The organism is Sulfitobacter sp. SH22 (assembly GCF_965641905.1).
GTDB lineage: Bacteria > Pseudomonadota > Alphaproteobacteria > Rhodobacterales > Rhodobacteraceae > Sulfitobacter.
This window is the reverse complement of record NZ_OZ282573.1, coordinates 1,114,188-1,140,862: the sequence shown is the minus strand read 5'-3', so window position 1 is coordinate 1,140,862 and position 26,675 is coordinate 1,114,188. Positions and strand designations below refer to the sequence as shown.

The 26,675-nt window shown below is 58.5% G+C and carries 24 protein-coding genes and 1 tRNA gene; 14 read left to right on the top strand and 11 right to left on the bottom strand.

The genetic code is table 11. The features are described 5' to 3' along the window. Positions 1-13: 13 nt before the first annotated feature. A complete protein-coding gene (locus ACSQ13_RS07570; protein WP_176249176.1) occupies positions 14-829 on the bottom strand; it encodes a DUF4198 domain-containing protein in 816 nt (271 codons plus the stop codon). Between ACSQ13_RS07570 and ACSQ13_RS07565 the strand changes: the two genes are divergently transcribed. Further along, on the top strand, positions 828-2,153 hold the full coding sequence (locus tag ACSQ13_RS07565) for a HupE/UreJ family protein (protein ID WP_295509083.1): 1,326 nt from the start codon (positions 828-830) through the stop codon (positions 2,151-2,153). The two genes, ACSQ13_RS07570 and ACSQ13_RS07565, sit on opposite strands and share 2 nt — an antisense overlap. A gap of 13 nt (positions 2,154-2,166) precedes the next feature. Here the strand turns inward: ACSQ13_RS07565 and ACSQ13_RS07560 are convergent, their stop codons facing one another. Beyond that, a complete protein-coding gene (locus tag ACSQ13_RS07560) occupies positions 2,167-2,787 on the bottom strand; it encodes a thiamine phosphate synthase (protein WP_295509082.1) in 621 nt (206 codons plus the stop codon). A gap of 144 nt (positions 2,788-2,931) precedes the next feature. Here ACSQ13_RS07560 and ACSQ13_RS07555 point away from each other — a divergent pair, with 144 nt between their 5' ends. The 4 genes from ACSQ13_RS07555 (at position 2,932) to ACSQ13_RS07540 (ending at position 6,956) form a co-directional block, all read left to right on the top strand. Beyond that, positions 2,932-3,684 (top strand): RNA methyltransferase, encoded by a 753-nt coding sequence (locus ACSQ13_RS07555; protein WP_295509079.1) that lies wholly within the window; start codon positions 2,932-2,934, stop codon positions 3,682-3,684. Positions 3,685-3,739: 55 nt separating this feature from the next. Continuing rightward, positions 3,740-4,894: a heme A synthase gene (gene ctaA / locus ACSQ13_RS07550; RefSeq protein WP_176249172.1), complete on the top strand. Its 1,155-nt coding sequence runs from the start codon at positions 3,740-3,742 to the stop codon at positions 4,892-4,894. Beyond that, positions 4,891-6,366, top strand: a complete 1,476-nt coding sequence (locus ACSQ13_RS07545; RefSeq protein ID WP_176249171.1) for a carboxypeptidase M32 — start codon at positions 4,891-4,893, stop codon at positions 6,364-6,366. Before ctaA ends, ACSQ13_RS07545 begins: the two co-directional genes overlap by 4 nt. A 266-nt stretch (positions 6,367-6,632) precedes the next feature. Next, positions 6,633-6,956: a hypothetical protein gene (locus ACSQ13_RS07540; RefSeq protein WP_176249170.1), complete on the top strand. Its 324-nt coding sequence runs from the start codon at positions 6,633-6,635 to the stop codon at positions 6,954-6,956. A 196-nt stretch (positions 6,957-7,152) separates the two neighbouring features. Here the strand turns inward: ACSQ13_RS07540 and gyrA are convergent, their stop codons facing one another. Continuing rightward, positions 7,153-9,924, bottom strand: a complete 2,772-nt coding sequence (gyrA, locus tag ACSQ13_RS07535; RefSeq protein WP_176249169.1) for a DNA gyrase subunit A — start codon at positions 9,922-9,924, stop codon at positions 7,153-7,155. A 242-nt stretch (positions 9,925-10,166) separates the two neighbouring features. On the opposite strand from gyrA, the gene ACSQ13_RS07530 reads away from it, so the two are divergent. After that, the gene (locus ACSQ13_RS07530) at positions 10,167-11,228 is read left to right on the top strand and encodes a DUF2855 family protein (RefSeq protein WP_295509073.1); all 1,062 of its coding nucleotides are present in this window, start codon (positions 10,167-10,169) and stop codon (positions 11,226-11,228) included. Positions 11,229-11,231: 3 nt separating this feature from the next. Here the strand turns inward: ACSQ13_RS07530 and ACSQ13_RS07525 are convergent, their stop codons facing one another. After that, on the bottom strand, positions 11,232-12,179 hold the full coding sequence (locus ACSQ13_RS07525) for a radical SAM protein (protein WP_295509071.1): 948 nt from the start codon (positions 12,177-12,179) through the stop codon (positions 11,232-11,234). A gap of 177 nt (positions 12,180-12,356) precedes the next feature. On the opposite strand from ACSQ13_RS07525, the gene zwf reads away from it, so the two are divergent. The 3 genes from zwf to pgi are packed head-to-tail and all read left to right on the top strand — an operon-like array spanning position 12,357 to position 16,080. Continuing rightward, complete coding sequence (zwf, locus tag ACSQ13_RS07520) at positions 12,357-13,826, top strand: glucose-6-phosphate dehydrogenase (RefSeq protein ID WP_176249166.1); 1,470 nt, start codon at positions 12,357-12,359, stop codon at positions 13,824-13,826. After that, positions 13,823-14,494: a 6-phosphogluconolactonase gene (gene pgl / locus ACSQ13_RS07515; RefSeq protein WP_176249165.1), complete on the top strand. Its 672-nt coding sequence runs from the start codon at positions 13,823-13,825 to the stop codon at positions 14,492-14,494. Before zwf ends, pgl begins: the two co-directional genes overlap by 4 nt. Beyond that, positions 14,491-16,080 (top strand): glucose-6-phosphate isomerase, encoded by a 1,590-nt coding sequence (gene pgi, locus ACSQ13_RS07510; RefSeq protein WP_176249164.1) that lies wholly within the window; start codon positions 14,491-14,493, stop codon positions 16,078-16,080. Before pgl ends, pgi begins: the two co-directional genes overlap by 4 nt. 86 nt (positions 16,081-16,166) lie before the next feature. Here the strand turns inward: pgi and ACSQ13_RS07505 are convergent, their stop codons facing one another. Genes ACSQ13_RS07505 through ACSQ13_RS07495 form a run of 3 tightly spaced genes read right to left on the bottom strand, consistent with a single transcriptional unit; the run spans position 16,167 to position 18,393 of the window. After that, positions 16,167-17,423, bottom strand: coding sequence for a cation:proton antiporter (locus ACSQ13_RS07505; RefSeq protein WP_176249163.1), 1,257 nt, complete (start codon positions 17,421-17,423; stop codon positions 16,167-16,169). Positions 17,424-17,443: 20 nt separating this feature from the next. Continuing rightward, positions 17,444-17,890: a GNAT family N-acetyltransferase gene (locus ACSQ13_RS07500; protein WP_295509066.1), complete on the bottom strand. Its 447-nt coding sequence runs from the start codon at positions 17,888-17,890 to the stop codon at positions 17,444-17,446. A 23-nt stretch (positions 17,891-17,913) separates the two neighbouring features. Further along, complete coding sequence (locus ACSQ13_RS07495) at positions 17,914-18,393, bottom strand: acyl-CoA thioesterase (protein ID WP_176249161.1); 480 nt, start codon at positions 18,391-18,393, stop codon at positions 17,914-17,916. An 89-nt stretch (positions 18,394-18,482) separates the two neighbouring features. Between ACSQ13_RS07495 and ACSQ13_RS07490 the strand changes: the two genes are divergently transcribed. Continuing rightward, a complete protein-coding gene (locus ACSQ13_RS07490) occupies positions 18,483-20,108 on the top strand; it encodes a long-chain fatty acid--CoA ligase (RefSeq protein ID WP_176249160.1) in 1,626 nt (541 codons plus the stop codon). 755 nt (positions 20,109-20,863) lie between these two features. Here the strand turns inward: ACSQ13_RS07490 and ACSQ13_RS07485 are convergent. Further along, positions 20,864-20,940, bottom strand: a tRNA-Ile gene (locus tag ACSQ13_RS07485). 136 nt (positions 20,941-21,076) lie between these two features. Here ACSQ13_RS07485 and purM point away from each other — a divergent pair. The 3 genes from purM (at position 21,077) to rnd (ending at position 23,948) form a co-directional block, all read left to right on the top strand. Beyond that, complete coding sequence (gene purM / locus ACSQ13_RS07480) at positions 21,077-22,123, top strand: phosphoribosylformylglycinamidine cyclo-ligase (RefSeq protein ID WP_176249159.1); 1,047 nt, start codon at positions 21,077-21,079, stop codon at positions 22,121-22,123. Further along, positions 22,120-22,716 carry a phosphoribosylglycinamide formyltransferase gene (purN, locus tag ACSQ13_RS07475; protein WP_176249158.1) on the top strand — a complete coding sequence of 199 codons (597 nt, stop codon included), beginning with the start codon at positions 22,120-22,122 and terminating at the stop codon, positions 22,714-22,716. The genes purM and purN overlap by 4 nt, the downstream gene beginning before the upstream one ends. A gap of 74 nt (positions 22,717-22,790) precedes the next feature. Then, positions 22,791-23,948, top strand: coding sequence for a ribonuclease D (gene rnd / locus ACSQ13_RS07470; protein WP_176249157.1), 1,158 nt, complete (start codon positions 22,791-22,793; stop codon positions 23,946-23,948). Between the two features lie 31 nt (positions 23,949-23,979). Here the strand turns inward: rnd and ACSQ13_RS07465 are convergent, their stop codons facing one another. Continuing rightward, positions 23,980-24,501: a hypothetical protein gene (locus ACSQ13_RS07465; RefSeq protein WP_176249156.1), complete on the bottom strand. Its 522-nt coding sequence runs from the start codon at positions 24,499-24,501 to the stop codon at positions 23,980-23,982. Positions 24,502-24,619: 118 nt separating this feature from the next. Between ACSQ13_RS07465 and ACSQ13_RS07460 the strand changes: the two genes are divergently transcribed. Further along, complete coding sequence (locus ACSQ13_RS07460; RefSeq protein ID WP_295509062.1) at positions 24,620-25,030, top strand: SufE family protein; 411 nt, start codon at positions 24,620-24,622, stop codon at positions 25,028-25,030. A 68-nt stretch (positions 25,031-25,098) separates the two neighbouring features. Here the strand turns inward: ACSQ13_RS07460 and ACSQ13_RS07455 are convergent, their stop codons facing one another. Continuing rightward, positions 25,099-25,737, bottom strand: coding sequence for a DUF1638 domain-containing protein (locus ACSQ13_RS07455; RefSeq protein WP_295509060.1), 639 nt, complete (start codon positions 25,735-25,737; stop codon positions 25,099-25,101). Positions 25,738-25,802: 65 nt separating this feature from the next. Continuing rightward, positions 25,803-26,501 carry a corrinoid protein gene (locus tag ACSQ13_RS07450; RefSeq protein ID WP_176249153.1) on the bottom strand — a complete coding sequence of 233 codons (699 nt, stop codon included), beginning with the start codon at positions 26,499-26,501 and terminating at the stop codon, positions 25,803-25,805. Positions 26,502-26,675: the final 174 nt, after the last annotated feature.

Here is a 26,675-nt window from a genome sequence, read left to right as displayed (position 1 = left end):
GAACAGACTGCGATCACTTGGGCACGGCAAAGGTCAAGGATGCCCAGAGGCTTTCCCAATGGGGGCTGGTGGCGGTTTTGCCTGCATCCGCTGCGGGGCGCAGGACCACTGAATCCACCAGATAGGTCATGCCGGCGGTCACCGGAAAGGTCAGATGGCCCGCGTCGTCACTGCGATACACGGTGACTGTCGGTTCGGTTTCGGCGGATTTCGCATAGACTTCGATCTGCACATCGCTGCGCGGTTCCCCTTGATAGGTCAGCGCGACCGTCATGTTTCCGTCGAAATCCGGGTCATAGGGGTTCGTCAACGCGGTCAGTTCGGTCTGGAGCCCGAGATTTATGTCGCTGCCGTGGCCGTCGCCAATGGCAATCAAAGCCTTGGAATGGCGGGTATAGCGTTCGCGCACCCTGTCTTGGGGGTAACCGGCGGCGCGGTGTTCGGCCACTGCAGTTTTGAAATCCTTGTGTTCGGTAAAGCCGACAAAGGTGTCCCAGTCTTTATACGTCAGCGAGGACGGCGATGCCTCGTGGGCGACGATCAGCAAACCGTCACGGGGGGGTGCTTTGGTCTGCAACGCGGGGGAATCGCCCATGCGGCTTTGGATCGGGAGGGTTTCCCCCTCGAAGGTCAGGTCAAAACGATCTGTCCGGTTCGAGAAATAGGCGATATCGGTGCCTTCAAAAATCTGGCCGTTCTTTATGCTGGTTGTCAATTCCGCGCCGGGCTTTACTTGATATGTCGGCGCTTCGAGCCAGAATTCATGGGCAACGGCCGGAAATGCGGCAAAACCGACAGACATCACAAGCGCAAGACGGGACAGAAACATGATAGACACCTTATATAAAGTAATGCTCAAGCTGGTCTATGCGGTGCTTTTGTCAAGTGCTGTGACGGGGGCGGTGCGTGCACATGAGGTGGTCCCGACCATTGCGGATTTGACCGTGGCGGATGGCATCGCTGATCTGTCGTTGCGGGTCAACCTTGAGGCGCTGTTGTCTGGGATTGATCTGGATGCGGTCGCAGACACCAATGATGCCGAAAATGCAGGGGATTATGACAGTTTGCGCGCCTTGCCGGCCGAACAGATTGCTGCGCGAGTGCCGGAACTGCTGGCCGCATGGAACGCGGGCCCCTTGCTGCGCGTCGACGGGCAGGCGGTAGATCTGGAAACCGTGTCGGTCAGTGTTCCCGAAAATGTGAACGAAGAGCTGCCGCGGATTTCGCAAGTGCTGCTGCAAGCCCGGATCCCTGCGGAGGCGCGGGCCGTCGTGGTGGCCTGGCCTGCCGGATCGGGCGCGATGGTCTTGCGGCAACAAGGGGTCCAGGACCCCTATACCGGCTATCTGGAGGGCGGCGCGCAAAGCCCCGAGATCGTTCTGACGGGCGGCGGGCAGGAAACCGCATGGCAGGCGTTTTTGACCTATATTCCCGTGGGGTTTGACCACATCCTGCCCAAAGGTCTGGATCACATCTTGTTCGTGCTGGGCCTGTTCTTTTTGTCGACACAGCTGAAACCGCTGATCTGGCAGGTGTCGGCCTTTACGGCGGCGCATACGGTGACGCTGGCGCTTGGGGCGCTTGGGGTGGTGACGGTGCCGGGGTCGATCGTGGAGCCGCTGATCGCTGCATCCATTGTTTATGTCGCTGTCGAAAACATCTTTACCTCGGGGCTAAGCCGTTGGCGGCCCTTTGTGATTTTCGGGTTCGGGCTGCTGCACGGGCTGGGCTTTGCGTCGGTTCTGGGGGAATTCGGCCTGCCTGAAGACCAGTTCATTCCGGCGCTGATCGGGTTTAACATTGGGGTCGAGATCGGCCAGCTGACAGTGATCGCAATCATGGCGCTGTGCGTCTGGCAAGCCTTGCGCGTGGCGCGGGGTGCCGGCGGGGCGCAGGGGGCAAAGCTGCTTTATACCGGGCTGGCGATTGCCGCTTTGGCTCTGTGCTTTGTGCCGATGCCGGATGTTGCCGCCGCGCTGGAGGCCCCTGTGCCGTTGTTCCTGGTACCCTTTGCGCTGGTCTTTACGGCGTGCTTTCTGTCGGTTCAATTTCGCCAGACAGCCGCGCCATACCGGCGGTTTGTGGCGGTCCCGGCCTCTGTCGGGATCGCGGCCGTGGGGGCCTATTGGTTCGTCGAGCGGGTGTTTTTATAACACCCGCCTGATCTCACTTCATCGCGGCGACGAGGGTGGCCAGTGTTTGGGCCGGATTGTCTGATGCCCAGATTTCATCGCCGATGCCAAAGAAATCGGTAAAGGGGGTGAGGGTGCGGATCAGCGCCTCGTCCAGACCACCTTCGGCGACGCAAGGCACTTCGATCACTTCGGACCACCACTGAAACAGATCCAGTTCTGCATAGGATCCGTCATCCAGCGCACTGGGGCGCACGGGGCCAAAGCTGATGTAATCGGCACCGGCCTCGCCTGCGGCCATGCCGTCATGGCGCGATCCTGCGCAATAGCTGCCGACGATGGCGTCTTCTCCAAGGGTTTTGCGGGCATGGCGCACGGAACGCGCGGCATCCGTCAGGTGGACACCGTCCAACCCGATGCGTTCGGCCAGCAATGTGTGGTCGGCAATCACCATCGCAATGTCGCGCGCATCGGTGATTTCACGCACCGCATCTGCGGCGCGCAGCACCACATCTTCGTCGCGGGTGCTGAGCGCGAGGCGCACGCAGGCGAAGGGTTGGGTGTCAAGAACGCGGGCCAATGTCTGGGGAAAGGTTTCCAGCTCGAATTCGGGCGGGGTGATCAGGTAAAGCTGCGGCTGTTCGGGCGTTGTCATGGCAAGCGGTCCTTTGCTGTGTTGGTGCCAATTAACGGATCGCGCAGGGAAAGAAAAACTTTTATGCCTCCGGCGGGGATTTTTTACCATTTGGAAGCAGGGGGCGTTCTTGTGAGAGTAGCGTTGCGCGGGTAAGAGGCAGGCATGAATGATACTGTAGAGAACCCCAAGATACCGGCTTTTGTGTTGGTGCGCCCGCAAATGGGCGAGAATATCGGTGCCGCTGCGCGCGCGATGTGGAATTTCGGTCTGGACCGGATGCGCATTGTCGCACCGCGTGACGGCTGGCCGAACCCTGCTGCCGATGCCATGGCGTCGGGTGCGGGGCGGTTGCTGGACGAGGCGGTCGTTTATGACGATCTGGCGGGATCGTTGGGGGATGCGGCCTTTGTCTTTGCCACCACCGCGCGCGAGCGGGATTTGACCAAGCCGATGTACAGCCCCGAAGCCGCGATGGCCAAGGCGGCTGAACTGATTGCCCAGGGCCAGCGGGTCGCGGTGATGTTCGGGCCGGAGCGGGCAGGGCTTGAGAATGACGATATTGCAAGGGCCAATGCGATTGTATCGGTGCCGGTGAATCCGCAGTTTGCCTCGCTTAATCTGGCGCAATGTGTGCTGTTGATGGGCTATGAATGGATGCGCGCCCAATCCGAGGTGGTGCCCCAGCAGGTCGAGATGGCAGGCACCGATTGGGCCGACAACAGCGAGATCGAGCATCTGGCGCGGCATTTCGAGGAACGGCTGGATGTGGCAGGATTCTTTTATCCCGAACACAAGGCCACCAGCATGAAGGTCAATCTGCGCAACATGTGGTCGCGCCTGCCGTTGACGCGTGCGGATGTGCAGATGTTGCATGGCACCCTGCGACAGATGGTACGCTGGAAAGAGCGCGGCTAGACCTTTGCGCCTACGTGACCTATTTCTGCAACAAACCTAGCAGACAAGAGGCACCATGGCCGAGAAACGTAAGCTTTTTGAGGAAGTGGGCGATGCACAAGCGGCGCGCCCTGTTGCACATACCGGCGGGATTGATCGGGGGCGGGGCGGCGCACGCGGTGCCATTCGCATCTGGCTGTTCATGCTGTTCGCGCTGGTCTTTGTCATGATCGCCGTTGGTGGTCTGACGCGGTTGACCGATAGCGGGCTCAGCATCACTGAATGGCGGCCCTTTACCGGGGCGATGCCACCGCTGAACGAGGCGGACTGGCAATCGGAATTTGCCAAATACCAGGAGATCGACGAATTCCTAGTGCAAAATTCCTGGATGCAACTGAGCGATTTCAAACTGATTTACTGGTGGGAATGGGGCCATCGTCAACTGGGCCGCGTGATCGGGCTGGTTTGGGCGATCGGGTTCTTGTGGTTCTTGCTGCGCCGCCAAATTCCGACCGGCTGGACGGGGCGTTTGCTGTTGCTGGGCGGGCTTGGGGGCCTGCAAGGCGCGATTGGCTGGTGGATGGTATCCTCGGGCGTCACCACGGGCGAGGCGGTTTTGGATGTGGCCAGCTACAGGCTTGCCACACATCTGGGGCTGGCGTTTGTGATCCTGGGGTTCATCACCTGGTACGCCTTGATGCTGGGCCGTCCCGAGAAGGACCTGATGCAGGCGCGTCGGGCTAAGGAAAGCAAACTGTTTGGCATGTCCACCGGGCTGCTGCATTTCGCATTCCTGCAGATTTTGCTGGGTGCTTTGGTCGCTGGCATTGATGCGGGGCGCTATTTCGTCGATTGGCCGTTGATGCAGGGGCAGTTCTTTCCACCCGATGCATTCAGCATCACGCCGGTCTGGCGGAATTTCTTTGAAAATCCGGGGCTTGTGCAGTTCATGCACCGCATGGCCGGCTATTTGTTGCTTGCTTTTGCCGTGGTCGTATGGCTGCGCGGGCGCACATCGGCACATCCAAACACGCGCAGCGCCTTCAATCTGATGATGCTGGCCATGGCGGGGCAGGTTGTGCTGGGCATCGTCACTGTTTTGAACGCGGCCCCGGTGCATATCGCCATTTGGCATCAGGTACTCGCTGTGGTCTTGTGGGTCCTTATTCTGCGGGCGCGGTTCCTAAGCGGCTATCCCATTCCAACTTCCCTGAGAGGAAAAACCAAATGAGTGCTTTTGATGATCTGATGGCGTTTCAACGCGAAACAGAGGCGCTGTCCCAGATTGCGGGGCGTTTGGGGTGGGACCAGGAAACCATGATGCCACGCGGTGCGGCCCCCCAACGGGGCGAAGAAATGGCCGCCATCGAAGGGGTCTTGCATGCACGGCGGGTGGATTCGCGCATTGCGGACTGGCTGGGGATGATCGACGAAGGCCATCTGGATGAGGCCGGAAGCGCGCAATTGCGCCATATCCGGCGGTCCCATGCGCGGGCCAGCAAGGTGCCTGCCGCATTGGCCGCCCGTCTGGCGCGGGTCACCTCTGAGGCGCAAGGCATCTGGGCCGAGGCGCGCGAAGCAGATGATTTCAAGGCGTTTGCATCGACCCTGTCCGAAGTGATCACGTTGAAACGTGAGGAGGGCATGGCGCTGGCCGCCGGTGGCGACGTCTATGATGCGATGCTGGACGATTATGAACCGGGTGCCACGGGGGCCGAGCTTGAGGCGATGTTTGGTGCATTGCGCCCCGAATTGACCCGCCTGCGCGAAGCTGTGCGCGCGGCAGAGGCACCGCCGAAACTGGAAGGCAAATTTGACGAATCCGCACAGATGAAGCTGACGCGGCAATTGGCCAAGACCTTTGGCTATGACATGAGCATGGGCCGTGTGGACAAGGCAGTGCATCCGTTTTCAAGCGGATCGGGCCTTGATGTGCGGATCACCACGCGCACCAACGAGACGGACCCGTTCAATTGCTTTTATTCGACCATCCACGAGGTCGGTCATGCCTGCTATGAGCAAGGGATCGACCGCGACCATTTGCTGACCCCTTTGGGGGCCGGTGTGTCGATGGGGGTCCATGAAAGCCAAAGCCGTATTTACGAAAACCAGCTGGGCCGCAGCCGCGCCTTTACGGAATGGCTGTTTGGCCAGATGAAAGATGCCTTTGGCGATTTCGGCGTCGCGGATGCGGATATGTTCTACCGGATCGTGAACCGGGTGTCTGACGGCTTTATCCGCACCGAAGCGGATGAGTTGCAATATAACCTGCATGTCATGATGCGTTTTGATCTCGAGCGGGCTTTGATGGGCGGCGATCTTCAGGTCGATGGCCTTGAGGCCGCGTGGAATGACCGTTTCAAGGCCGATTTCGGCTATGAGGTTGATAAGCCGTCCAACGGTGTCTTGCAGGATGTGCATTGGTCGGTGGGGCTGTTTGGCTATTTCCCGACCTATTCCTTGGGCAATGTCTATGCGGGCTGCCTGAACGCGGCGTTGCGCAAGGATGTTCCGGATCTGGACAGCCAGTTGGCCAAAGGGGAAACCGGATCTGCCACGGCTTGGTTGAAAGATAATGTGCAGACCCACGGTGGCCTTTATGAGCCCAAAGACCTGATCACCCGCGCCACGGGCACGGCCCCGACCGAGGCACCTTTGCTGGATTATCTGAAGACCAAATTCGGCGAATTATACAAGGTCTGACCATAAAATCAGGCTTTCCAAGGTGGGCGGAACGCGATTCGCTCACCTTTAGGTAAAGTTCGGCGGTATCATTAAACGGTCTGGTTTTAGGCGCGGGGATTGGGACGCTTTGGTAGAAACAGCCAATGGGCAGGCTGGAATTACCGGCCAAGCCATAAAATTGGGTGTTCAAGGGGCGTTTTGGCACTTAAACCCGTTTGCAATGGCAGGCAAATTATGCGAGAAAAAGCACGATGAATTCTTTTTCGAGATTTGGAGATCGACGAATGACACGTTTCACAGCAATCACAGCAGCACTTCTTTTGACTGCAGGCATGGCATCCGCCCAAGATACAACCGCAGTAGCAGTTGGTGGTGAAACAGGCATTCCTGGTTACCCAACAAGCGTTATCGGTGCAAATGGCGTTGCCTATGCATGTGGTCCGCTCATCGGCGGCGTATATAACTGCGTTACAGCAGCAGGCGCAGGTGCCGGTGCTGGTGCAGGCTTTGGTGGTATCGGCGCAGGTGGCATTGCCGGTATGGTAGCAGCTGTCGTAGCAGTCGCCGCGATTGCCAACAGCAGCAACGGTACAAACGGCACCAACTAAACAATAGTTTAGTTGCAGCTTAGAAAAAGCGTCCCGATCCGGGGCGCTTTTTTTCGTTTGTGCAACGGTTTTTCAGACCTGTGAAATTGCCAGACCTGTAAAATTCACTGCCCAGCGAAAGATGCCGCATCAAAGAAAAAAGCCACCCGGTATCAGACCGGGTGGCTTTTTCATGTTCTGTGCAGATATCGGCGAATTAGGATTCTTCGGTCGCCTCGCCCTCAATCTCGCCATCAATCTCGTCATCACCCTGATCGGCGATCCATGCGACGCTCACGACCACTTCGCCCTTGCCGGTATCGAACACTTTCACACCGCCGGCACTGCGCGACCGGAAGGAAATGCCCTCGACGGGGACGCGGATGGATTGGCCTTTGGACGTGGCCAACATGATCTGGTCGTCCATCTCGACAGGGAAGGAGGCGACGATATCGCCACCGCGCATGGCCTTGTCCATGGCTGTCACACCCAGACCACCACGCCCGCGCACCGGATAATCATGGCTGGACGACAATTTGCCCGAGCCTTTTTCGGTGATCGTCAGCAGCAGGTTCTCGGCGGCTGACATTTCGGCATAGCGTTCCTGGCTGATGGTCGCGTTTGCGTCTACTTCTTCTTCGTCCGAAACAACATCGGCATCATCGGCCAGACCCGCCATCGCGCGGCGCATCTTGAGGTAGGCCGACCGTTCTTCGGATGTCGCATCAAAGTGGCGGATGATCGACATGGAAACCACCTTGTCGTCGCCGCTTAGCTTGATGCCACGCACACCAACCGACGCGCGGCTGTTGAACACGCGCACATCTGTGGCAGGGAAACGGATCGCCCGGCCTGAATTGGTGACCAGCATCACATCGTCATCATTCGATGCAATGCGCGCATTGATCAGCGTGGTGTCGGCGTGATCGTCCTCGAACTTCATCGCGATCTTGCCGTTGCGCATGACATTGGTGAAATCCGACAGCTTGTTGCGGCGCACGGTGCCTGCCGAGGTGGCGAATACCACCTGCAAATCGGCCCATTCGGCCTCGTCGCGGTCAACGGGCATGATGGCCGCGATGGATACACCAACCGGGATCGGCAGAATGTTAACGATCGCCTTGCCTTTCGATGTGCGGCTGCCCTGCGGCAAACGCCATGTCTTGAGCTTGTACACCATGCCGTCGGTCGTAAAGAACAGCAGCTGCGTGTGGGTGTTGGCGACGAAAAGCGTGGTGACCACGTCTTCTTCTTTGGTCTGCATCCCCGACACGCCTTTGCCACCGCGGCGCTGGCTGCGGAAATCCACCAAAGGTGTGCGTTTGATATAGCCGCCGGAAGTCACGGTCACGACCATGTCTTCGCGCGCGATCAGGTCTTCGTCATCCATGTCACCGGACCAATCGACGATCTCGGTCCGACGTGGCACGGCAAACTGGTCTTTCACTTCGGCCAGTTCATCCGAGATGATGCTCATGATCCGCTCGCGGCTGCCCAGAATTTCAAGGTATTCCTGGATCTTCTTGGCCAGCTCTTCCAGCTCGTCGGTAACTTCCTTGACGCCAATCTGGGTCAGGCGCTGCAACCGCAGTTCCAGAATGGCGCGGGCTTGGGCCTCGGACAGGTTATAGGTGCCGTCGTCATTGGCGGTATGGGTCGGATCGTCGATCAGCGCGATGTATGGCAAAATCGATTCCGCAGGCCAACGGCGTGTCATCAGTTTTTCACGCGCTTCGGATGCATCGGCAGAAGACCGGATGGTCGCGACGATTTCGTCGATATTGGTGACGGCCACGGCCAGACCACACAGGATATGGCTGCGTTCACGGGCCTTGCGCAGCAGGAATGCTGTGCGGCGGGCAACCACATCTTCGCGGAAATCAATGAAATAGGTCAGGAACTTGCGTAGCGTCAACTGTTCGGGGCGGCCGCCGTTCAGCGCCAGCATGTTACAGCCGAAATAGGTTTGCATCGGCGTATAACGGAACAGTTGGTTCATCACGACTTCGGCTGTCGCATCGCGTTTCAGCTCGATCACGACGCGCACACCGTTGCGGTCGGATTCATCCTGGACGTGGGCGATGCCTTCGATCTTTTTCTCGCGTACTTGCTCGGCGATCTTTTCGATCATGGTGGATTTGTTCACCTGATAGCAGATCTCGTCGATGACGATGGCAAAACGGTCTTTGCGGATCTCTTCAACACGGGTTTTGGCGCGCATGATGACGCTGCCACGACCCTCAAGATACGCTTTGCGCGCACCGGAGCGGCCCAGCATGATACCACCGGTCGGGAAATCGGGGCCGGGGATATATTCGATCAGGTCTTCGGAGGTCAGATCGGGGTTCACGATCAGCGCCTGACAGGCATCGATGACCTCGCCCAGGTTATGGGGCGGAATGTTGGTCGCCATACCGACGGCAATACCGCCCGCACCATTGACCAGCATGTTCGGGAACCGCGCGGGCAGAACCGTGGGTTCACGTTCCTTGCCATCGTAGTTGTCGATAAAGTTAACGGTATCTTTGTCCAGATCGCTGGTCATGAACGACGCGACCTTGTCCAGACGCGATTCAGTATAGCGCATCGCCGCTGCGCTATCGCCGTCCATCGAGCCAAAGTTGCCCTGGCCATCAATCAGCGGCAGGGACATCGAGAAATCCTGCGCCATCCGCACCAAGGCGTCATAAATCGCGCTGTCGCCATGCGGGTGGTACGAACCCATCACATCGCCCACGGATTTCGCGGATTTGCGATAGGTCTTGTCGTGGGTGATGCCTTTTTCATACATCGAATAGATGATGCGGCGGTGAACGGGTTTCAGACCGTCCCGCAGGTCGGGGATGGCGCGGCTGACGATGACAGACATGGCGTAATCCAGATAGGATGTGCGCATCTCGTGTTCGATGGTGACCGAAGGGCCATCGTAAACGGGGCGCTCTGCCGGGATTTTGTCATCGTTTTCAGGTGTTTCTGGCGTGTCGTTCACGTGATCTGCCTAGCTCTTGCTGGTTCTATATATTGGGGTTTTGTATAGCAGACGGGGTATATAGGGTGCAATGCCTGTGGGCTTACTGGGTCGATTTGAATCGGAGAGAACAGCTAAGTTATTGAAAAACAAGCAGACTAATTCGTGCCCATTTCAGGTGGCGTAACGTCAATTTATTACGCTGCCCACAAGTGGCGAAATCGCGGCTAGGATGCGTGCAATTGTCAGAGGGAGAGCCGGAAATGCAGCGAATATTGGTGAATCAGACGTCTATCGCCCAAACCCGGCATCAGGACGTCGCCAGCGCGCCGCTTGAGGCGGGGCAGGCACGGCTTGTGCTAGAAAGCTTTGCGCTGACCTCCAACAACGTGACCTATGCGGCAGCGGGGTTTGACATCGGCTATTGGCAGTTTTTCCCAAGCGGAAGCGAAGGTTGGGGCATCGTCCCGGTCTGGGGCACGGCCAAAGTTGTGGAAAGCCGCAGCGATGCTTTGGCGGTCGGCACGCGGCTTTACGGCTTTTACCCGATGGCGGAGGAGATGGTGATAACGCCAAAATCTGCGCAGGGCGGGTTTGTGGACGCAGCAGAGCACCGCGCGAAACTGCCGTTGATCTACAACCAATACACGCCGGTACGATCCGGCAGCGATGCTGACGACCATCTGCGGGCGATTTTACAGCCTTTGCTGGCCACATCGTTTTTGCTGTTCGACTGGTTGCAGGACAATGACTGTTTCGGCGCGCGGCAGATCATCATCGGCAGCGCATCGTCGAAAACCGGTCTGGGGCTGTGCAAATATCTGGCTGAACCTGCGGATCGCGCCTATCGGATTGTCGGTCTGACATCTGCGAAAAACCGTGAGTTTGTGGAAAGCCTTGGCGCATGCAACAGCGTGCTGACCTATGACCAGATCGACGATATTGCGCAGGTGCCTTCGGTCTATGTGGATATGTCCGGCAACAGCGCGGTCAAGGCCGCGTTGCATGCGCATTTGGGCGACGCGCTCAAGCATTCCTCGGCCGTGGGGCTGAGCCATTGGGATCACTTTGCGCCCGCGCAAAAGCTGGCAGGGCCAAAGCCCGAATTCTTTTTCGCGCCGTCGCAGGTGGCCAAACGGCGGGCAGACTGGGGGCCGGGCGAGATCGAGAAACAGATCACCGCGGCATGGAAGCGGATCGCGGCGGATGCATCAACCTGGATGAAAGTGCAGGTCCATCAGGGCATCGCGGCAGCCGAGGCCCCGTATCACGCGCTGGTCACAGGGCAGGCGGACCCGACGACAGGCGTGATTATCCGGCCCTAGAGGTCAGGCGGAGCAGCTGGCACCGCCCAAAACGCAGAACTTGGCGCAATGGGGGTGGTTGAGCGCGACATCTTTTTCGGCTTCTTCAAGGCTGTTGCCCAGTTCGAATTCCGCGCTGTAGGGCAGCAGGGTGCAGGCCAGCACGGCAGGCTTTTCAGCGCCCTTGCGTTTGACCACCATCCGCGAAGATGAACACATGATCACATCAGGAGACTTGTTTAAGATACCCCAGCAAGCCGTTGTAATCTCAGGAACTTCGACGGTTTCGTCCATCTCGGGGAACAGCACGGTCATGCCCGGATCATTGGCGTCGATGTCAAACCCGTGTTCGGCGTAAAACGCGCCATATCCGGCGCGGCTGTCTTCGTCACTGGCCCCGAAAACCGACCTGCCGGCAACCGCCATGCGAAGGCCGTTGTCACGCAACCATTCCATGCCGGTGACCGTCTTGGCCAGCGCGCCTTGGCCACGTTCAGCATCATGCAGATCAGCGCGATAGTGATCGACCGAAATCCGCAGGGTCAGCTTGCCGGGGTAGGCGGCGTTCAACCGTTTCAGCCCTGCCAGCACCGGTTTGCGCATCATCGGACGCATCGCGTTGGTCAGGATCAGCACATCATAGCCGGCGGCCAAGGATGCCTCGGTCATCTCGATCATTTGCGGGTTCATAAAGGGTTCACCGCCGGTAAAGGCGACTTCTGTCACGGGCCAGTTGCGCGCCGTGATCTGCCCCAGATAATCGCGGACCTCGTCAGCCGTGATATAGACCAGCGCATCATTGGTGGGGCTCGACGCGATATAGCAATTCACGCATTCGATATTGCACAGCGTACCTGTGTTAAACCACAAGGTCTGCGGATGGGTCAGACTGACGGTCGCGCGGGGTTCGCCCTTGGCAGTCACCAGGGGGTTTTCGAATTTTCCGGCGTTGGCCAGTGCAATATCTTTCATCGACAATGCGCCCCTTAATGGTTTGTGCAATTTCTTTGTCTAGGCGAATGGTAAATTCAAGAAAACCCTGTGTATTCTTTCGCACATACTTGTGAAGTGCAGAAAATCCTGTATGTTTGCGCTAACATTGAATGAACCGCCCATAAATGCTGTGCCCGTGCAGCAAGGAGTTGCCCCATGGTCTCACGCGTTATTCCGGTCGATCCGTTCGATCTGGTGATTTTCGGCGGTACCGGTGATTTGGCCCGACGCAAGATCTTGCCCGGTCTGTTCCGGCGTTTCTGTTCCGGTCAAATGCCTGAGAACGCCCGGATTATCGGTGCTGCGCGCACAGATATGGATGCCGACGGCTACCGGGTGATGATTGCCGAGGCGATTGCAGAGTTCAACGCGGATTTCGAGCATGAAAAAGGCCAGCTTGAAGGGTTTTTGACCCGTCTGGAATACGTCACCATTGATGCCAAGGGCACAGATGGCTGGGCCGATCTGCAAAAGCTGATGTCGGGCAAGGACCGGGTCGAGGCATATTATTTCTCGGTTTCTCCGGCGCTTTTCGGTGATCTGGCAGAGCGGTTGCAGCAATGGGGCATGGCCGATGCGAACAGTCGCATCGTGGTTGAAAAACCCTTTGGCCGCGATCTGCAAACCGCACGCGCCTTGAACGCCACGCTGGCCAAATATTTCGACGAAAGCCAGATTTACCGGATCGACCATTATCTGGGCAAGGAAACCGTCCAAAACCTCATGGCTGTCCGCTTTGGCAACATGCTGTTCGAGCCGCTTTGGAACAGCCAGTATGTCGATCACATCCAGATCACTGTGGCCGAAACCGTGGGCGTCGGGGGCAGGGGTGAATATTACGACAAATCCGGTGCCATGCGCGATATGGTGCAAAACCACCTGATGCAATTGCTGTGTCTGATCGCGATGGAACCACCGGCGCGGTTTGATCCTGACGCGGTGCGCGATGAAAAGCTCAAGGTGATCCGCGCGCTGGATCCGGTGTTGCCACATCACATTTCGCGCGGGCAATATCAGGCCGAACCGTGCAACGAGACCGAACATCCCGGCTATCGCACCGCCGTCGGCGACCCCCGTTCGCGCACCGAAAGCTTTGTCGCGCTGAAAGCCCACATCAGCAACTGGCGGTGGGCGGGCACGCCTTTCTATCTGCGCACCGGCAAACGCATGGCGGCGCGGTCCTCCGAGATCACAGTGGTGTTCAAGGAAACCCCGCATTCGATCTTTGCCGAAGACGCAGGCCGGCACCGCAACGTCTTGTCGATCCGGCTGCAACCGAACGAGGGGATTACGCTGGGCGTGACGATCAAGGAGCCCGGCCCCGGCGGCATGCGTCTGATCGACGTGCCGCTGGACATGACCTTTGCCGATGCATTGGGGGCTGAAGGGGCCGAACAGGTTGACGCCTATGAGCGCCTGATCATGGATGTGATCCGTGGCAACCAGACCTTGTTCATGCGCGGCGACGAGGTCGAGGCCGCCTGGGCGTGGACCGACCCGATCATCCAGGGCTGGGAGGCCCGCAACGACGTGCCCAAACCCTATGACAGCGGCTCTGACGGGCCTACGGATGCGATGGAAATGATGCGGCGCGACAACCGTAAATGGCGGGAGCTTTCGGCATGAAACTGATCGAATACGCAGACCGGGACATTCTGGCGCTGGATGTGGCGAATATTCTGGCAGGAGAGTTGGAAAACGCGCTGCTGTCCCATGACAGGGTCAGCCTGGCCGTGCCCGGTGGCACCACGCCCGGCCCGATTTTCGACAGTCTCAGCGCTGCCAGCCTTGACTGGTCGCGGGTGCAGGTGATGCTGACCGACGAACGTTGGGTCGCCCCCGATCACGATATGTCGAACGCACGGTTGCTGCGCCAGCGTTTGCTGGTTGGTCCGGCGGCCGCGGCGGGGTTCACGCCGTTTTACCTTGACGGTCTGACCGCCGCCGAAGCATCCGAGCAATTGTCAGAAACCATCACCCGGCATCTGCCGATTTCCGTGCTGGTTCTGGGCATGGGGGCCGATATGCACACGGCCTCGCTTTTCCCCGGATCGGACGGGCTGGCAGCGGCGATGGCCGATGATGCACCCGCAGTCTGCCCCATTAACGTCGCTGGCCAAGACATTGGCCGCATTACACTTTCCCGACCGGTTCTCGAGGGGGCCATGTCGAAACATCTGGTCATCTTCGGTGATGAAAAACGCGCAGCGGTAGAGCGGGCCTTGACCCTGCCAGCCCATGAGGCCCCCATCGGCGCAGTATTACAAGAGGCGGTGGTCCATTGGGCAGCATGACAAAATTCGACGCTCTTATTGCGATGCAGGCAGCGGTCAAGGACCGGTCGATCCTGTCCCTGTTCGACGATGCCGACCGCGCGGCGACATTCAGCGCGCAAACCGGCGACATGCTGTTTGATTTCTCAAAGACCAACCTTGACCGCGAAACGATGGATGCGCTGCTGGCGTTGATCGACGGGGCCGATGTTCAGGCGCGGCGCGACGCGATGTTCGCAGGCGACAAGATCAACGAAACCGAAGGCCGCGCCGTCTTGCACACCGCCTTGCGCAACCTTGATGGCGGGCCGGTGATGGTTGACGGGGCGGATGTCATGCCGGGCATTCTGGCGACGCTCGACCGGATGCGCGATTTTGCCGACAATATCCGCGCCAGCGACATTACCGATGTTGTGAATATCGGCATCGGCGGGTCCGACCTTGGCCCTGCGATGGCCGTGCAGGCGCTGTCGCCCTACCATGACGGGCCGCGCTGCCATTTCGTGTCAAATGTGGATGGTGCGCATATCGCCGATACGCTGCGCGGGCTCGATGCAAAAACCACGCTGGTCATCGTCGCCTCGAAAACCTTCACCACGATCGAAACCATGACCAATGCCCGCACCGCGCGGGCGTGGATGACAGAAAATGGCGGCGACCCCGCACAGCAGTTTGCCGCCCTCAGCACAGCCCAGGACAAGACAGATGCGTTCGGCATCAATCCCGCGCAGGTCTTCGGCTTCGAGGATTGGGTCGGCGGGCGGTATTCCGTCTGGGGCCCGATCGGGCTGTCTTTGATGATCGCCACCGGCCCGCGCGCCTTTCACGCATTCCTGCGCGGCGCGCAATCCATGGACCGTCATTTCTGCGCCGCTGCCCCCCATGAAAACATGCCGATGCTGCTGGCGCTTGTGGGCATCTGGCACAACCAGATCTGCGGCTACGCCACCCGCGCCGTGCTGCCCTATGATCAACGTCTGGGCCAGCTCCCCGATTACCTGCAACAGCTTGAAATGGAATCGAACGGCAAAACCACGCAAATGGATGGCACCACCGCGCCGTTCCACACAGGCCCCGTGGTCTGGGGCGCGCCGGGCACCAATGGCCAGCACGCGTTCTACCAGCTGATCCACCAAGGCACCCGCGTGATTCCCTGCGAATTCCTGATTGCCGCCAACAGCCACGAACCCGACCTTACCCACCACCACAAACTGCTGATCGCCAATTGCCTCGCCCAATCCGAGGCGCTGATGCGCGGGCGCAGCCTGCAAGAAGCCTCGCAAATCATGGCCGCCAAGGGCCTGACAGGGGCCGAACTCGACCGTCAGGCGCGCCACCGCGTATTCCCCGGCAATCGTCCGTCAACGACCCTCAGCTATCCGCTGCTTGACCCTTTCACGCTGGGCCAGATCATCGCGCTCTACGAACACCGGGTCTTTGTCGAAGGGGTGATCCTCGGCATCAATTCCTACGATCAATGGGGGGTGGAACTGGGCAAGGAACTGGCCACGTCGCTGCAACCCGTCGTAGACGGCTCAGAACCCGCCACCGGAAAAGACGGCTCCACCGCCGCCCTTGTCGCCTTCATCGCCAAACACGCAGACTGATATTTCGGCATTTCATTTTGCCAAATAAACTCCGGGGAGTTTGAGGGGCAGCGCCCCTCATCCTTTCTGCAAAACCATGTCCGGCCTCAAACCAGATCAGGATTGCGCCCCATCCGGTTTGCAACCTTGGCCACGGTCAACCCTTGGGCGATGATCGAAAACACCACCACAATATAGGTGCAGGTCAGGATCACCGGCTTCCAGTCCCCGTCGGGCAAAGACAGCGCCAAAGCCACCGAAATCCCGCCCTTGAGGCCGCCCCAGGTCATAATCGGGATCACACCTTGGTTGAAATTCCGGAACGGGCGCAGGATCAGGATCGGCACGGCAACCGCCACCAAACGCCCCAGCAGGGCAAGGATGATCGCCGCCATACCGGTCAGGAACAGATCGCCGTTAAAGGCGATTGCGAACACCTCGAACCCGATCATCAAAAACAGCACCGCATTCAAGATCTCGTCGATCAGCTTCCAGAACGCATCGACATAGCTGCGGGTTTCTTCCGACATGCCCCGCGCGGCCCCCACATCGCCAATCAGCAACCCCGCACAGACCGCCATAATCGGGGCCGAGACATGCAGGGCGACCGCCAGCTCGTAGCCCCCGAATGCCAGCCCCAGCGTCAGCAGCACCTCAAGCGAATAATCGTCGATCCGGCGCATGATCCGAAAGGTCAGCCAGCCCAGTACCAGACCCAGCACGGCACCGCCCAAGGCTTCCTGAAAAAACAGCCGTCCCGCGCCCAGCACCGCGTTGCCCTCGGCCCCGTGGCTGTCAAGCGCCGGAAAGGCGAGGCCCACAAGGATCAAAAACACCACATAGCCGACGCCGTCATTGAACAGGCTTTCGCCGGCAATCTTGGTTTCCAGCGACTTGGGCAAATCCGCCTCGCGCAGGACGCCCAGAACAGCGACCGGATCAGTGGGCGAAATCAGCGCGCCGAACACCAGTGCCGTGAGCAGGGGCATCCCCGTGAGCCATGAAAAGCCAAATCCGACCACGGCCGTCGACAGCGCCACACCAAGGGTCGCCATCAGGGCCACAATCCCCCATTCGCGCCGCAAATCCGAGGTTTTGACATGCAAGGCACCGGCAAACAGCAGCAGGCCCAACATGCCCTCCAGCAGCGCTTCGGAGAAATCGATCCCCTTGACCACGCCGCGCACGGTGTCGGCCATCCCCAAGGCGGGCCAGATCAGATCAAGCCCCAGCAGCCCGAAAGACGCGATCAGCGCCACCACCAGAATGCCAATGGAAGACGGCAGCTTGAGAAACAGGTAGTTGATTGCCCCGAACCCACCGGCCATGACGATCAAAAGCGAAGCGATTTGCAAAACGGTCATGGCGGGACTTTCTTTCAGGTCTAAAGCTTGATGTCGTAGGTGACCCAAGGCGTGCGGGTGGCGAGCTTGTCATACACCGCGCGGCCGCGATAATTGTCTTCGGCGGTGATCCAGCGCACGGTGCCCCAGCCTTTTTCCTCGGCCACGGATTTCACCGCACCGATCAGCGCTTGGGCGGCACCCGATCCACGTGCGGCGGGGTCCACGAACAGATCATCCAGAAAGCAATTGGTAATCGCCCGCAACTGGCTGACAAAGGGGCGGTAATGGGTCAGCCCGATGAGCTTGCCCGATGCGTCCTGGGCGACAATGCAATTGCTGCTGTGGGTTTCGTCCATCAGCCATCCAAACACGGTCGCGCGCATGTCCGGTGTTTGGTCAACTTTGTAGAACGCGGCATATCCGGCAAAGAGCGTCTCCCAGGCGGCGCGGTCTGACGCAGCGAGCGGGCGTGTTGTTACGGTCATGGCGAATTCCTTTCTGGCAGCGCTCAGCTGTCGGCGGTTGCTTTGTCGTGGGTCTTGAAATGGTGTTTCAGGCGGTCGGGCAGGGCGAAGCGACCTGTGCCTTCGCGGTCCAGCAGGACCAGCACGCAGTCAAATGTCGCGCGCAGCTGGCCGCCTACCCAGACTTGCTGGCTCAGGCTGTAGGATGTGTTGCGAAAGCCGGTGCAGCGGCAGGTCACGATGTAATCTTCGCGTTCCAGCAATTCGTGCAGATACCGGATCGACCCCGACCGGATAACCACCTTGGGGCCCGGTGCGTCCAGCAGGCCCTGTTCAACAAGCGATTGCGTATAGCGGATGCGCAGACGTTCAAACCATTCGAAATAGGTACAGTTGTTGACGTGGTTGTTGGTGTCCAGATCGGAAAACCGCACCTGATCTGCCATTGCCAGAGGCTGTGGTTCGGTCAGACCGGCATCGCGTTGCTGATCCGCTGTCAGGGGGGTGTGGTAAACTAGTTTCATTCACCCTGCGTAAGCATGTGTTTGGGCGCTTGCAAGAGGGGGATGGATTGTTCAGGGTGTTGGAAAAATCGCAATCGGGAGGATGCGCCATGCTTGGCCAAATGATGAAAAAATCGCTGACGATCTCTAGTCTGATCGAACACGCGCAACGCTATCACGCGGGCGGAGAGATCTATTCGGTCAATACCGGCGGCGGTGTGGAGGAAACCAGCTGGGGGCAGGTCGGGCGTAATTCACGGGCACTGGCGTCTGCGCTGACCAAGCTTGGTCTGGACCAGCAGGCGCGCTGCGGCACGATCGCATGGAACAACCGCCGCCACCTTGAGATCTACTTTGGTGTGTCGGGCGGTGGGTTTGTCTGCCACACGATCAACCCGCGCCTGTTTCCTGAACAGCTGGTCTATATCCTGAACCACGCCGAAGATAAGGTGCTGTTTATCGACAAGACCTTTGTGCCGCTGGTCGCCGCGATCATGGACAAGCTCGAGCATCTGGACCACGTCGTTTTGATGGAAGGCACCGATGCCGAAGCCGCCAAGCAGATCCCCGGCCTCAAGTTCTATGACGATCTGGTTGCCAGCGGTGATCCCGAATTCGACTGGCCCGAACTGGATGAAAACACCGCCTCAAGCCTGTGCTACACCTCTGGTACCACGGGCAACCCCAAGGGCGTGTTGTATTCGCACCGCTCGACCGTTTTGCACAGCTTTGGCATCAACCTAGCCGACAGCATCGCGATTTCCGCCAAAGAGGTCGTGCTGCCCGTTGTGCCGATGTTCCACGTCAACGCATGGGGCGCGCCATATGCTTGCGCCATGGTCGGTGCGCGTATGGTGATGCCGGGGCCGGGTCTGGATGGTCCGTCGCTGGTTGCCTTGATCGACACATACAAGGTCACGCTGGCGCTTGGGGTGCCGACGATCTGGCTGGGTCTGCTGGGCGAGGCCGACAAGATCGGATCGACGCTGAGCAGTCTGAAACGCACCGTCGTTGGCGGCTCTGCCTGCCCGCCGTCGATGATCACCGCCTTTCGCGAGAAATACGGCGTCGAGACGATCCATGCCTGGGGCATGACCGAAATGTCGCCCGTGGGCACGATCAACCAGCCGCTGGCCAAACATCTGGAACTGCCCGAGGCAGAACAGCACCGCCTGCGCGAAAATCAGGGCCGGCCTGTGTACGGGGTTGAACTGGAAATTCTGGACGACGAAGGCAACCCTGTCGCCCATGATGGTAAAACCCAAGGCGATCTGGTCACCAAGGGGTTCTGGATTCTGGACGCCTATTTCCGCAAAACCCGCGAGGAAACACTGACCAAAGACGGTTGGTTCGACACCGGCGATGTGGCGACGATGGATGCCGACGGCTATGTCACGATCCGCGACCGGTCCAAGGACATCATCAAATCGGGTGGCGAATGGATCAGTTCGGTCGAACTGGAAAACATCGCGATCGCGCATCCAAAGCTGTCAGATGCCGCCGTTATCGGTGCGCGTCACGAGAAATGGGACGAGCGGCCGATTCTGATTGCTGTCATCCGCGAAGGCCACGCGCCCACCGAAGAAGAAATTCTGGCGGTGTTCGACGGGAAGATTGCAAAATGGCAAATCCCCGACTGCGTGGTCTTTACCGATGTTCTGCCCCGCAATGCGACGGGCAAAGTGCTAAAACGCAATCTGCGCGACGCCTTCGGAGAGGTGTTGATCAAGATGTAAGAACTTGCGCTGCTGGTCTGTTAATTCAGATCAGCAGCGTTCTTTTTACCAAGCGGTGCGTCAGACGTAGGTGCGGCGGCGCTTGTGGCAGCATTTGCAGACATCTTCGGGCATTGCGCGGCTTGGGCGCCAGCGGTGAAGACCAAAAAAGCAGGGAACGCGCAAAAACGCGCGAATAAGTGAAGAGGGCATTTGATAACCTGTGGAGTTTTATTGGGTTTGTAAAATAAAGATCGAAATTTAAGTCATTAAACTCGGCAACTGGTCAAGCGTTCAGGGTTAACGATTGAAATGAAATAGTCAAAATAATTCGGCGTTTCTTCAATCCAAAGTTATTCCTTTTCAAGGGGATACAACTTGGAGCGGGTGTAATTCAGGATTAGCGTAATATTTAGGCTTTAATAATATCCGAAGACACTCGGTGCTTTGGCCGCTGTTGTCGAGCGATAAATTTTGCAAAGGGCCCATCCTCAAATCGGCTTTGGCGAGCGGATTGGGTTCGGAATGAAACAGCGCAATTGCCAAAGAATTTCGCAGGTCGAAGGCTTTTTTGCCCCCCGCGATTTGGGTGAAGTGATGAACCGCCTTGGTGTGCTGTGTGGGGCGGGGTGACCTGCGGTGGCATTGCCGGATTTTGAAAGGGCACCATCTGCGGTGTCTGCCGGGGCATTCCGCTTAATCCATTGAAATCAATCCATTTTTCATCCGAAATCAATTCCGGTTTCATAGGCTGTGATGGCGGTGATTTGGAAAGGTGGTAGGCCCGGCAGGACTTGAACCCGCAACCAAAGCGTTATGAGCGCTCTGCTCTAACCAGTTGAGCTACAGGCCCGCCATAGCGGTTTCGTAAGGGTGCGGGGGTGCCGCGTCAAGACCAAGATAGGCTGCAATGGCGTCTCTTGCATTGCGCGCCCGCGCGCGGTGCTGTAACCCGCTGTCGCAAAGGCAATAAGCGGCGGGGCCCGACGATGACCAACTCCAAAAACGGAATCACCTATGCGGACGCAGGTGTAGATATTGACGCTGGCAATGCGTTGGTTGAACGGATCAAGCCGGCGGCCAAACGGACCAAGCGCCCCGGCGTGATGTCGGGCCTGGGTGGATTTGGTGCGTTGTTCGATCTCAAAGGGGCAGGGTACACGGACCCGATCCTTGTGGCGGCCACGGACGGTGTGGGGACCAAGCTGCGGATCGCGATTGATACAGGCAATGTCGACGGCGTCGGCGTTGATCTGGTTGCGATGTGCGTCAACGATCTGGTCTGCCAAGGGGCCGAGCCGCTGTTCTTTCTGGACTATTTTGCCACGGGCAAGCTGGAAACCGAAGAAGCCGCCCGCATTATCGAAGGTATCGCGCGCGGCTGTGAAGGATCGGGTTGCGCATTGATCGGTGGCGAAACCGCCGAGATGCCCGGCATGTATTCCGACGGTGATTTCGACCTTGCAGGGTTTGCGGTTGGCGCAATGGAACGTGGTGCCGATCTGCCAAGCGGCGTTGCGGCGGGCGATGTTTTGTTGGGGCTTGCCAGCAACGGCGTGCATTCCAACGGCTACAGTCTGGTGCGCAAGCTGGTGACGATGTCCGGCCTTGGCTGGGATGCGGAGTGCCCCTGGGCCGACGGGTCATTGGGCGAGGCGCTGCTGACCCCGACACGTCTGTATGTGAAACCGGCCTTGGAGGCCGTACGGGCAGGCGGCGTTCATGCGCTGGCCCATATCACAGGTGGTGGTCTGACCGAAAACCTGCCGCGTGTATTGCCCGAAGATCTGGGCGCTGACATCAATCTGGACGCGTGGGATCTGCCCGGTGTGTTCAAATGGATGTCGCAGATTGGCAGCATCTCCGAGACTGAAATGCTCAAGACTTTCAACTGCGGTGTCGGGATGATTTTGGTCGTGGCCGCAGATCAGGCTGACAGCCTGCAAAAACTGCTGACCGACGCGGGCGAGACCGTCTATCCCATGGGTCATGTGACCACGGCCGCGGGCGTTGAATACACAGGCCAGCTGCTGTGACCAAACGGGTCGCGATTTTTCTATCCGGTGGCGGCTCAAATATGCGCGCGCTGGTCGAGGACATGACCGGCGACCACCCCGCACGCCCCTGTGTGGTGGTGTCGAATGTGGCTGATGCGGGCGGTATCGCATGGGCCAAGGCCCGTGGCATCGCGACCGAAGTGGTGGATCACAAACCGTTTCAGGGGGACCGCGCGGCGTTCGAGGCCGAGCTGTCATCGCGCCTTGCCGCATATGCGCCCGATATCATCTGCCTTGCGGGGTTCATGCGAAAACTGACGGCTGAGTTTACCGACGCCTGGGCAGGGCGCATGATCAACATTCATCCGTCATTGCTGCCGCTCTACAAAGGTTTGCACACCCACGCCCGCGCGCTTGAGGCAGGCGATACCGTGCATGGCTGTACGGTTCACGAGGTGACAGCCGCGCTGGATGACGGCCCTATCTTGGGTCAGGCGCGGGTGCCGGTCTTGCCCGGCGATACCGCCGATGATCTGGCAGCACGTGTTCTGGTTCAGGAACACCGGCTTTATCCTGCGGTATTGCGCCGTTTTGCCGCCGGCGACCGTAGTCTTTTGACGCTCGACAGTTAAGCATCGGGCTTTTTGGCCTGTCATGTTCCGATTTCACATTGCCTGTTGGCACAGCTCTGGTCAAAGTAACTTCTATGAAAACAATTACCACAACCGCCGCGCTTGAAGCGTTTTGCCTTGAAGCGGCGAGATATGATTATGTGACCGTCGACACGGAATTTCTGCGTGAACGGACCTATTATTCAAAGCTTTGTCTGATCCAGCTGGCGATGCCGGGCACCGACGATTCCAATGCCGTGCTGGTTGATCCGCTGGCCGGGGATATGTCGCTTGAACCGCTCTATACGCTGTTTCGCGACACGTCGGTGGTCAAGGTGTTCCACGCCGCGCGTCAGGATCTCGAGATCTTTTTTGTGGATGCAGGCGTGTTCCCCGAGCCGCTGTTTGACACACAGGTCGCGGCGATGGTCTGCGGGTTTGGCGAACAGGTCGGCTATGAAACCCTTGTGCGCAAGATTGCAAATCAGGCCGTTGATAAAACCTCGCGCTTTACCGATTGGTCGCGCCGCCCGCTAAGCGATGCACAGGCCAAATACGCTTTGGCGGATGTCACGCATTTGCGTCAGGTCTATGAATATCTGGCGACCAAGCTGGCAGACAGCGGCCGCGCACGGTGGGTCGCGGAAGAGCTTGAGACATTGACCAGCCCCGACACCTATACGACAGCCCCGCGTGATGCCTGGAAACGCGTCAAAACACGGACCAATTCATCCAAGTTTCTGGCGATCGTGCGCGAGCTGGCTGCCTTTCGCGAGGAATATGCCCAGACCCGCAACGTACCGCGCAGCCGGGTCTATAAGGATGATGCGCTGGTTGAACTGGCCTCCAACAAGCCCAAAAACCACGAAGAGCTGGGCCGCGCGCGGCTGTTGCTGCGCGACGCGCGCAAAGGCGAGATCGCGGATGGTATTCTCAAGGCTGTGGCGGCTGGGGTGCAATGCCCTGCGTCAGACATGCCGCAACCCGATCGCAGCCGTGACAAGCTGCAGGTGAACCCGGCGCTGGCAGATTTGTTGCGGGTCCTGCTCAAGGCGAAAACCGAAAGCGCGGGGGTCGCGGCCAAGTTGATTGCGCCTGCTGCCGATCTAGATGCCATCGCCGCAGGTTTGCGCGATGTTCCGGCGCTAAAAGGATGGCGGCGTGAAGTGTTCGGGGATGATGCGTTGCTGCTGTGCGAAGGCAAGATCGCATTGACCGCCGTTGGTCCGAACGTAAAAGTGGTTGAGCTTTAAGGCTCAACCCATTGTTATAATTCAGGAATGCCTAGCGACGGGAGGTCAGCGCATTGCGCTGCCCTTCGACGCGGATCGTACGGACACCGGCAAGCTGCTGATCGGTCAGCTTGCGACCGGCCACGACCTCACGGGTGGGGTTTGTGCCGACGGGGGTGTTCTTGGTTGGCTCGACCCCTTCAAGACGGTAGGTCAGCACGCCATCAACGGGCAGTTCGTCTTCGTTCGCGGGCGTCAGTTGCACCTTGTAGATGCCCTGCCGCGCCGCCAGCCCGGTCGCGTGAATAATCGCACCGCCCGGAACCCGTTCGACGGTCAGGTTGGTGATCTGGTCAAAGGGCCGCCCGGCATAGGTTGCCTGCCGTGTGCGGGCCGATGCAAACAGCCCCGAGGACTGCGGGATCAGCGGGTTGGTGTTGACCTCGGTCTGGCCAATCGGTTCTGAGCGGGAAGAACCGAACCAGTTAAACGGGTTAACCCGGCTATCGCGCAGTGTCGCACAGCCAGTCAAAACAAGAGTAGATACCAAAATGGCTGAAAATGATTTGCGCATGGGGTCCGCCGTAAAATTACCGTGCTATTTGACTAACCCATCCCAAGGCGGTTGGGAAGGGGTGGACCTTTGCCAATGCGCAACCTACCTGTAACGCGCGAACAACGAGGGCATCATCGTGGCGACACAAGCGTTTGAAGAACTGGTCGAGGATTTTGAATTTCTGGACGATTGGGAAGATCGGTACCGGCATGTGATCGATCTGGGCAAGGCGATGGACCCGCTGGAACAAGCGCTTTGTGTGCCCGCCACCAAGGTTGACGGCTGTGCCAGTCAGGTCTGGCTGCACGCGCGTTTCGAAGACGGAGCGCTGCATTTTGACGGCGCAAGTGACGCGATGATCGTGTCGGGGTTGATCGCTGTTTTACGGTCGCTTTACAACGGGTTAGCGCCTGCTGATGTGCTGGCCATCGATGCCCGCGCGGAAATGGGACGGCTTGGGTTGAACGAACATCTGTCGGCGCAGCGGTCGAACGGGCTGACCGCCATGATCGAACGGGTGCGCGAAACGGCAGCCGCGCAGGGATAGTGGCTGTGAGACAGGCTGGCGCATCGGGCTGGTCTGCGCGCAGTTGAGTTTATTTGGCAAAATGAAAATCAAAGGGTTTTGAGTGTGCCCTCAAGATCGCCATAGCCGGTGAACCGCCGTTCAAAGGCAAGGCCAAGGGTTTTCGCACAGATTTCGGCCTTGGCCGTCAGGGCCGGATCATCGGTCTGGGCCTGATAGACCAGTTTTTCGTAATTGCCGAAATACATGTCGCGCAATTCGGGGTGCCGGTCGAGGCCCATGGGTTTCATGATGAATGCGTCAAATTGCCGGACCAGAAAATCGGTCAGGTAAAAGGTTGTGATTTCGGTTTCGGCGGTTTTGGCAAAGCGGTCATTGCCTTCGAAAAAGCTGTAGCAGTGGGGGCCTGCCACCATTTGAACGCCCATGTCGTCGCAGGCCGCTTGCAGCAATCCGCCGGTGCCGCAATCGGCATAAACCACAAAGATATCATCATATTGGCTGCGATATTTGGCGAGGGCAGCGCGCACGGCATCGGTGATTTTTTCAGGGTAGAGATGCAGATTGGCGGGCAGGCAGGTGAGGTCCAGATGGGTCCAGTTGTTGGCGGCCTTGAGATCGAGAATTTCGCGGGCAAGCGCACCACAGGCGATCAGCAAGATGCGCCCTTTGGCTGCCGTGAGCGGCATGCCTGTTTCGGTAAGCTGACTGTCTGAAGGCGTATCCATCATATCCCTTTAACACAAAAGGCCCCTCCGGTCAGGAGAGGCCTTTTACGCACAATATCAAATTCTTAGGCCTTGGCGCTGTTATGCTTGCGACCGACCCATTCTTTGGCGGTTTCCACGGCAACGGCCGCGTCACGGCAATAGGCGTCTGCGCCGATGGCCTTGCCGAATTCTTCGTTCAGAGGGGCACCGCCGACCAACACGATGTAATCATCGCGAATGCCTTGTTCGATCATCGTGTCGATCACGACTTTCATATAGGGCATTGTGGTCGTCAAAAGCGCGGACATCCCAAGGATATCAGGCCCTTCGGTTTCCATCGCTTCGAGGTATTTTTCGACCGAGTTGTTGATACCAAGATCAACCACCTCAAAGCCCGCGCCTTCCATCATCATGGAGACAAGGTTTTTGCCAATGTCGTGAATGTCGCCCTTAACGGTCCCGATCACCATCTTGCCCACGCGCGGCGCGCCGGTTTCAGCCAGAAGCGGTTTGAGAATGGCCATGCCACCCTTCATCGCATTGGCGGCCAGCAATACTTCGGGGACGAACAAAATACCGTCGCGGAAGTCGGCACCCACGATTGTCATGCCGCCAACAAGCGCTTTGGTCAGGACATCATAAGGAATCCAGCCGCGACCGATCAGGATGTTTACACCTTCCTCGATCTCTTCGCGCAGACCGTCGTAAAGGTCGTCAAACATTTGTTGAACAAGGTCTTCGTCGTTCAGATCAGCAAGGATAATTTCGTCTTCGTCCGACATAGTCTTTCCTCATCGGTTAGCGTGCCCACCGGGCTTTTGCCCTTGTGTCACGAAATCGCACCGGATCGCGTGCAATTTGCGACACGGTCCGTATCACAAACGACCCGTTCCATAAACGCCGCTTTCGTCCGGATAAATTAACGCCAATGGTCCTGTAAAACAATGGCTTGGCGA

Coding starts and splice junctions, on each gene's coding strand:
- ACSQ13_RS07565 (WP_295509083.1), top strand. CDS start 828: ATGATAGACACCTTATATAAAGTAATGCTCAAGCTGGTCTATGCGGTG.
- ACSQ13_RS07570 (WP_176249176.1), bottom strand. CDS start 829: ATGTTTCTGTCCCGTCTTGCGCTTGTGATGTCTGTCGGTTTTGCCGCA.
- ACSQ13_RS07560 (WP_295509082.1), bottom strand. CDS start 2,787: ATGACAACGCCCGAACAGCCGCAGCTTTACCTGATCACCCCGCCCGAA.
- ACSQ13_RS07555 (WP_295509079.1), top strand. CDS start 2,932: ATGAATGATACTGTAGAGAACCCCAAGATACCGGCTTTTGTGTTGGTG.
- ctaA (WP_176249172.1), top strand. CDS start 3,740: ATGGCCGAGAAACGTAAGCTTTTTGAGGAAGTGGGCGATGCACAAGCG.
- ACSQ13_RS07545 (WP_176249171.1), top strand. CDS start 4,891: ATGAGTGCTTTTGATGATCTGATGGCGTTTCAACGCGAAACAGAGGCG.
- ACSQ13_RS07540 (WP_176249170.1), top strand. CDS start 6,633: ATGACACGTTTCACAGCAATCACAGCAGCACTTCTTTTGACTGCAGGC.
- ACSQ13_RS07530 (WP_295509073.1), top strand. CDS start 10,167: ATGCAGCGAATATTGGTGAATCAGACGTCTATCGCCCAAACCCGGCAT.
- ACSQ13_RS07525 (WP_295509071.1), bottom strand. CDS start 12,179: ATGAAAGATATTGCACTGGCCAACGCCGGAAAATTCGAAAACCCCCTG.
- zwf (WP_176249166.1), top strand. CDS start 12,357: ATGGTCTCACGCGTTATTCCGGTCGATCCGTTCGATCTGGTGATTTTC.
- pgl (WP_176249165.1), top strand. CDS start 13,823: ATGAAACTGATCGAATACGCAGACCGGGACATTCTGGCGCTGGATGTG.
- pgi (WP_176249164.1), top strand. CDS start 14,491: ATGACAAAATTCGACGCTCTTATTGCGATGCAGGCAGCGGTCAAGGAC.
- ACSQ13_RS07505 (WP_176249163.1), bottom strand. CDS start 17,423: ATGACCGTTTTGCAAATCGCTTCGCTTTTGATCGTCATGGCCGGTGGG.
- ACSQ13_RS07500 (WP_295509066.1), bottom strand. CDS start 17,890: ATGACCGTAACAACACGCCCGCTCGCTGCGTCAGACCGCGCCGCCTGG.
- ACSQ13_RS07495 (WP_176249161.1), bottom strand. CDS start 18,393: ATGAAACTAGTTTACCACACCCCCCTGACAGCGGATCAGCAACGCGAT.
- ACSQ13_RS07490 (WP_176249160.1), top strand. CDS start 18,483: ATGCTTGGCCAAATGATGAAAAAATCGCTGACGATCTCTAGTCTGATC.
- purM (WP_176249159.1), top strand. CDS start 21,077: ATGACCAACTCCAAAAACGGAATCACCTATGCGGACGCAGGTGTAGAT.
- rnd (WP_176249157.1), top strand. CDS start 22,791: ATGAAAACAATTACCACAACCGCCGCGCTTGAAGCGTTTTGCCTTGAA.
- ACSQ13_RS07465 (WP_176249156.1), bottom strand. CDS start 24,501: ATGCGCAAATCATTTTCAGCCATTTTGGTATCTACTCTTGTTTTGACT.
- ACSQ13_RS07455 (WP_295509060.1), bottom strand. CDS start 25,737: ATGGATACGCCTTCAGACAGTCAGCTTACCGAAACAGGCATGCCGCTC.
- ACSQ13_RS07450 (WP_176249153.1), bottom strand. CDS start 26,501: ATGTCGGACGAAGACGAAATTATCCTTGCTGATCTGAACGACGAAGAC.